Genomic DNA, 5,651 nt, shown 5'->3' with positions numbered 1-5,651 from the left:
GGACGGCGAAGGACTTGGCGGCGGAGGCGGTGTTGCGCGCGGTCACGGTGGTGGTGGCCCGGCCGTCGCCGTCGAGGGTGACGGCGCCGAGGCTCACCTGATCCTTGGCGTTCAGGCCGCCCTTGGCCTCGTCGAGTCTCCGGCCCGCCTCCGCCGAGGCCGAGGCGAGCGCGTCGCCGCCCCGGGAGGCGAGCGAGGCGGCGGCGGAGGCGGCGGAGGCGGCCTGTTCGGCGGGGGTGGGGGAGTTCTGGGAGCCGTTGCCGCAGCCGGCGGCGGACGCCATGACCAGGGCCAGTACCGCGCCCGCCGCGCCCCGTCCGCCGAGCCCTGCCATAGGTGCCTCCGATGCCCTCGCCGCGATGCGTTCCCCTCAGTGAAGGGTGGGCGGCCGCACCCCGCACACCGGGTGCGACACCTGGGCCACACAGGCACCCGAAAGGCCCCCAGGACGCCGCTGAACAGGCGATGTGAGCGGCGCGGGCGCCCTCGCCGGGCGGGCCGGCGCACTCTGACGGATAGTGGTGGGGGGACCTGGTCCCCTGGCAGCACCCGTCTTGGCGTCTTGGCACAGGAGGCCCGATGCGCGCTTCACGGCCGCTGGCCGCGCTCACCGGTTTCGCGTTGCTCGGCATCGCGCTCACCGCCTGCCAGGACCAGGCGTCCGGTCAGATCGTGGCACGCAACGACGGACGGGTCGTACAGACCCTCACCAATCCCTCGGTCAGGGGCTGCCACCGCTTCCCCGGAGGCGTCACCCACGTGACCAACCTGACCCAGAGCAGCCTGCGCATGTACACGACCCGCGACTGCACCGTGCCCGCGGGCGGCGCGTACGATTTCGTGGACATCGGCGCGACGGACCAGGTGGTGCGGGCGACCGGGCTGTGGAACAGCTTCGACTTCGCACCGGAGTGAGGCTTCGCACCGGAACGATGGGTGACGGCCCCGGCCGACGGCTCCCCTCGCGGCACTGAACGCGTTCGTCCGTCAACAGGCCCACGCGTAGGGCCGGTCGGCGGCGGAGGTCACCGGGACTTCCCCCGATGCGCCGCAAGCCGCTCCCGGGCGTCGGTATACGTCTCCGCGTCGATCTCCCCGGACGCGAACCGCCGGTCAAGGATCTCCTCCGGCGTCTCCCGGGCCGAGCCGCGCTCCTGCCCGCTGTGATGCCGAGTGAGCCGCAGCATCGCCCAGCCGAGAAGCCCGAGCAGCGCGATCCACACGAGGGGCATGAAGGCCATCCAGACCCACCCCCCGCCACCGTCCTCGTACACCATCCGGCTCACCACCCTGAAAGACCCCGTACCTCCACCATTCCCCGATCGCCCACCCGTCGACAGGGCCTTTCGGCCCTCTGGAGGACGGGTTCCGGCCCACCTGGCGGCGGCGGGTGCGTGAGCGCACCCGCCCCTCGTCCGTCCGCCCGCTCTCCCTACGGGTTTGTCGATACGATGGCCGTTATGGCGAGTTGGGGGAGTGCTGGGTGGAACCGTTGATCGACTTGGTGTTCTCGGCGGTCGGCACGGTCGCCTCCGGTGCGCTGTCCGGGGCGGGCGGCGAGATGGGCAGACGGATCTCCGAGCGGCTGCACGGACTGCTCGGCCGGGCGGGATCCGAGCCGGGCACCCCTGCCGGCCGGCAGGTGCTCGTCCTGCCCGTCACCGAGCACGAACGCAGGGCCGCCGCCTTACGGCTCGTGGAACTCGCCCACAGCTCACCGGAGTTCGCCCACGAGGTACGGGAATGGGTCCGCGAGGCCTCCCGGTTGGCGCCCCGCCCGGTGACGGCCGTGGCCCCCGGTGCCTCCCGCCCGCAGATGCTGCCGCCCGCGACCGCGGCCTTCACCGACCGCGAGGACGTGCTCGCCTGGATCAAGGGCCTGCTGGACGACGCCGACCGCGCACCCGGCGCACCGGTCGTCGCCGCCCTCACCGGGCCGGGCGGCATCGGCAAGACCGCCACCGTCGTCCGGTGCGCGCATGAACTGCGGGAGGAGTTCCCGGACGGAGTCCTGTTCGTCGATCTGGCCGGGGCGTCCGCCGGAACCGCCCTCACGCCCTCCGAGGCGCTCGTCCGTCTCCTGGAGGGCCTCAAGGTCGGCACCGTCCCCGGCGACGAGGCACGGCAGCGGGACCTGTTCCGGGACTGCACGGCCGACCGGCGCATGATCGTCGTACTGGACAACGCACTGGACGACGCGCAGGTGCTCCCCCTGCTGCCCGCCTCGCCCGGCTCCCTCGTCCTGGTGAGCAGCCGGCACCGCCTCGGCCGGCTCGTGGCCGAACACGGCGCGCACCCCTTCACCCTGCGACCGCTGTCGACCGCGGACTCCGTCCTGCTGCTGCGCCGCGTCGCCGGGCACAACCGGTCGGCCGCCCCGGAGGAGGTCGTCCGGGCCGTCGCGGAGGGCACCGGCGGCATCCCGCTCGCGGTGTGCACCACCGGCGCCGGACTCGCCGTCCGGGAACACCTCTCCTGGGACCGGGTGGCGCGCGGACTCGCCGACCGGATCCACGGCACGCGGCAGACAGGAGCCCTCATGGGTGACACCGACCCGCACGCCCCCGCCGACCCCGTCCGGCTCGCCCAGGACGTGTCGTACGGCGAACTCGACCCCGAGTGCGCCGCGTTCTATCGCGCGCTGGCGGTCTGGTCCTGGCCGACCGTGAGCGTCCTGTGCGCCGCGCACGCGGCCGGTGTCGAGGAGGACCGGGCGCGGGACATGCTGGAGCGGCTGGCCCGGGTCCATCTGCTGGAGGAGGTCGCGGAGGAGCGCTACCGCTTCCACGACCTGGCCCGCGCGCACGCCCGCGAGCTGGCGGTCGCCGAGGACGGGGACCGCCGGATGCGCGAGGCGGTCCGCCGGGTGGCGGTCGCGTATCTGCGGTTCGCGGCGGCCGCGGACCTGCGGGTGATCCCGCACCGCTGGCACCTCGGCCCCGTCTACGACCGGCTCACCGTACCGGAGCACCCCGAACCGGGCGACAGCGCACGGGCGTTGCGGGAGCTGCGCGCCGAGCGGGAGAACCTCGCGGCCGTCATCCACGCGGCCGAGCACCACGGCTACGACGACCTCGTGTGGCAGCTGTGCGAGGCGATGTGGAGCCTGCATCTGCGGCTCGGCTTCCACGCCCAGTGGATCGAGACGCATCTGCGCGGGGTCGAGGCCGCCCGGCGCAGCGCCGAGGAGTTCGGCGACCGGCGCGCGGTGGGCCGCATGCTGGTCCAACTGGCCTTCGCCTATATGGGAGTCGGCGACGCCGACAGGGCGGAGGAGGCCCTGGAAGCGGCGATCACCGCCGACGCGGCATGCGGTCATCTCCGTGGCCGGGCGACCGCCCTGGAAGCCCTCGGGCTGCTCCGCCTCAAGCTGTGGCGCCATGACGAGGCACGCCTCGGCTTCGAGGAGGCCCAGCGTGTGCTCGGCGGTATCCGCGAGGGCGACGACGGCCGGCGGGACGTCCCCCGCGCCACCGCGCTCCTGGAGCACCACATCGGCCGTGCCCTCACCCAAGAAGGCGCGTTCCCGGCCGCGTTGGCGAAGCTGAACGACGCGCTCGTGCGCTTCCGCACCCTGCCCGAGGGCGCGGACACCTACAACGAGGGCCGCGTCTACATGAGCCTGGGCGAGACCCACCTGCGCGCGGGCGACCCCGAACTCGCCCTCGTCTGCCTGGACAAGGCCGTCGAGACCATGACGGCCGAGGGCGCGGACCTCCAGCTCGCCGACGCGCTGGAGCAGCGGGCCGAGGGCCATCGGCTCGCCGGCCACCCGGCGGAGGCCGCCGAGGATCTCCGGGCCGCCGCGGCGCGGTACGAGAAGCAGGAGGACGCGGTCGGCGCCGAGCGGGTACGGGAGCGGCTCGCCGCGCTGGCGGGCTGAGCGGCGGAGCCTACGCCGGATGCGTCGGCAGTCGTTCGATCGTCACCCGGTGGGTCACCGTGCCGGTGCGGACCGTCAGTTCGGGGATGGCCTCGGAGAGTTTGCGGCCGGTGGTGAGCCAGGTGTGCAGGGCGGAGGCGTAGGCGGCCGGGTCGCACAGGTTCGGGCGGCCGTCGGGCGCGGTGGCGGCGGACAGGCGGAGCAGATCGCCCCGGCGGGTGCGGACGACGCAGCGGTCCGGGCCGTCGGCGTAGGCCGCCAGCGCGGAGTAGGGGTAGCGGGCCAGCGCCTCCGCGGTCCAGGCGCCGGGCGGGCCGAGGCGTGGGTCGTCGGCCGGGGCATGGCGCAGGATCACGTCCGCGAGGCGCAGCCGGCCGGCCTCGCGGGTCTCCTCGTCGACCGCCGTGTGCGCGTACGCCGTGGCCGCCGCCGCGAGTCCGTCGGCCGGGTCGGGGGCGTCGCCGGACACCGGGTGCCGTACGAGCACCACCTCCGGCGTCCGGCCGTCGGTCACCTCGGCGAAGACCCGAACGGGCGTGGTACGGCGGGCCGGTTGGTGGGGCGGCAGCGGCAGCGGGTCGAGCAACGCGGTGTGGCCGGTGGGCTCCGGCAGGTCCATGAGGCGGTAGAAGAGGCGGCGCAGCAGCCCCGCGGACTCGCCCGGCGCGGAACTGGCCTGCTCGGCGAAGTGCGCGTAGCGGTCCGGCTCATGGGCGGCGATCGCGGTGTCGATCTGGGCGCGCAGGCTGCCGCGCCGGACCAGACGGGGCGCCGTACGGCCGAGCGCGGCCACCGGGGAGTGCGGGTCGAGCGCGTCCTGCGGGAACGCCCCGAGGAGTACGGGCACGCCGATGGCCGCCGCGTAGTAGGTGACGCTGGAGTGGTCCCCGAGCACGCAGTCCGCCGCGATCAGGGCCTGCCGCCACCAGTCGAGCGGCGGCACGGCGTCCAGGCCGGCCCGCCGGGCGTGGTCGAGCCAGGCCCTGACCTGGCCGGGGCCGTGCCCGTACCAGATGTTCGGGTGCAGGACGGCGAGGGAGCGGTACTCGTCGGCCGGCAGCTCCGTGGACAGCCGGGACAGCAGCCAGGGCAGCAGATCGTCCGCGTCGGCCGCTTCGCGTGAGCCGGCCTGCGCGGCGCCGAACAGGGACCGCGACGACCAGGTCGAGCTGACGACGACCAGCTTCTGCCCGGGGGCCACCCCGAGGGCGCGGCGGAAGAGTTCACGCTGCGGAAGCGCGCCGATCAGCCGGTCGTAGCAGGGATCGCCCGCCAGTACGGCGGTGGGCGCGGCCTGTGGGCAGGAGGCGCGCAGCCGTTCCAGCTGCTCGGGGTGGGACAGGACGGTGGCCGCGGCGAGCGGACGGCCGCGGTGCAGCAGCCAGTCCGGCGAGAGTCCGAAGACCGGTGCGGCCGACTGCTGTTCGGCGTCCGGCGCGGCGAGCCGCTTGTTGTAGCCCATTCCGTGGGACAGGACAACCAACTCGCCCTGGATCTGGTCCAGTTCACCGCCGTAGCTCGCGGAGACGGCCAGGTCGAACGTGGTCTCCTTGGCCTGCTCCCATGGCAGGACGGGCAGCCCCATGCCTGTCAGCAGCTCGACCACCCCCGCGAGGAACGGCGAGGACCCCGTGCAGGTGGCGAACAACTGGAGCCGTACGTCCCCGCCGAACAGGGGCAGCACATCCAGCAGCCGGGTCGCGGATGTCACGTTGTGCACCACGAGCAGCACCCGGCGGCACCCCGCCCGGGTGCTGCTCGTGGTGCA

Annotated in this window: 5 protein-coding genes; 2 read left to right on the top strand and 3 right to left on the bottom strand. The window is 74.3% G+C overall.

Annotated elements, in window-relative coordinates:
• A partial coding sequence (locus tag CCN72_RS40105; RefSeq protein WP_086812336.1) for a hypothetical protein occupies nt 1–334 on the bottom strand: 334 nt, incomplete at its 3' end.
• Between the two features lie 245 nt (nt 335–579).
• Between CCN72_RS40105 and CCN72_RS34755 the strand changes: the two genes are divergently transcribed.
• Entirely contained in the window at nt 580–915 is a 336-nt protein-coding gene (locus CCN72_RS34755; RefSeq protein WP_037662750.1) for a hypothetical protein, read from the top strand.
• 110 nt (nt 916–1,025) lie between these two features.
• Here CCN72_RS34755 and CCN72_RS34750 read toward each other — a convergent pair whose 3' ends face one another.
• Entirely contained in the window at nt 1,026–1,241 is a 216-nt protein-coding gene (locus CCN72_RS34750) for an SHOCT domain-containing protein (protein ID WP_208638179.1), read from the bottom strand.
• Between the two features lie 242 nt (nt 1,242–1,483).
• Here CCN72_RS34750 and CCN72_RS34745 point away from each other — a divergent pair, with 242 nt between their 5' ends.
• Nucleotides 1,484–3,883, top strand: a complete 2,400-nt coding sequence (locus CCN72_RS34745; RefSeq protein ID WP_244174628.1) for an NB-ARC domain-containing protein — start codon at nt 1,484–1,486, stop codon at nt 3,881–3,883.
• Between the two features lie 10 nt (nt 3,884–3,893).
• Here CCN72_RS34745 and CCN72_RS34740 read toward each other — a convergent pair.
• Nucleotides 3,894–5,651: hypothetical protein (locus tag CCN72_RS34740; protein ID WP_244174627.1), on the bottom strand; the 1,758-nt coding region annotated here is incomplete at its 5' end.

Source organism: Streptomyces murinus, from assembly GCF_002154555.1.
GTDB classification, from domain to species: Bacteria; Actinomycetota; Actinomycetes; order Streptomycetales; family Streptomycetaceae; genus Streptomyces; species Streptomyces murinus.
This window is presented reverse-complemented; position numbering and strand designations above follow the sequence as displayed.

Excerpts from the sequence above, each read along its gene's own strand:
- CCN72_RS34755 (WP_037662750.1), top strand. The coding sequence starts at position 580 with ATGCGCGCTTCACGGCCGCTGGCCGCGCTCACCGGTTTCGCGTTGCTC.
- CCN72_RS34750 (WP_208638179.1), bottom strand. The coding sequence starts at position 1,241 with ATGGCCTTCATGCCCCTCGTGTGGATCGCGCTGCTCGGGCTTCTCGGC.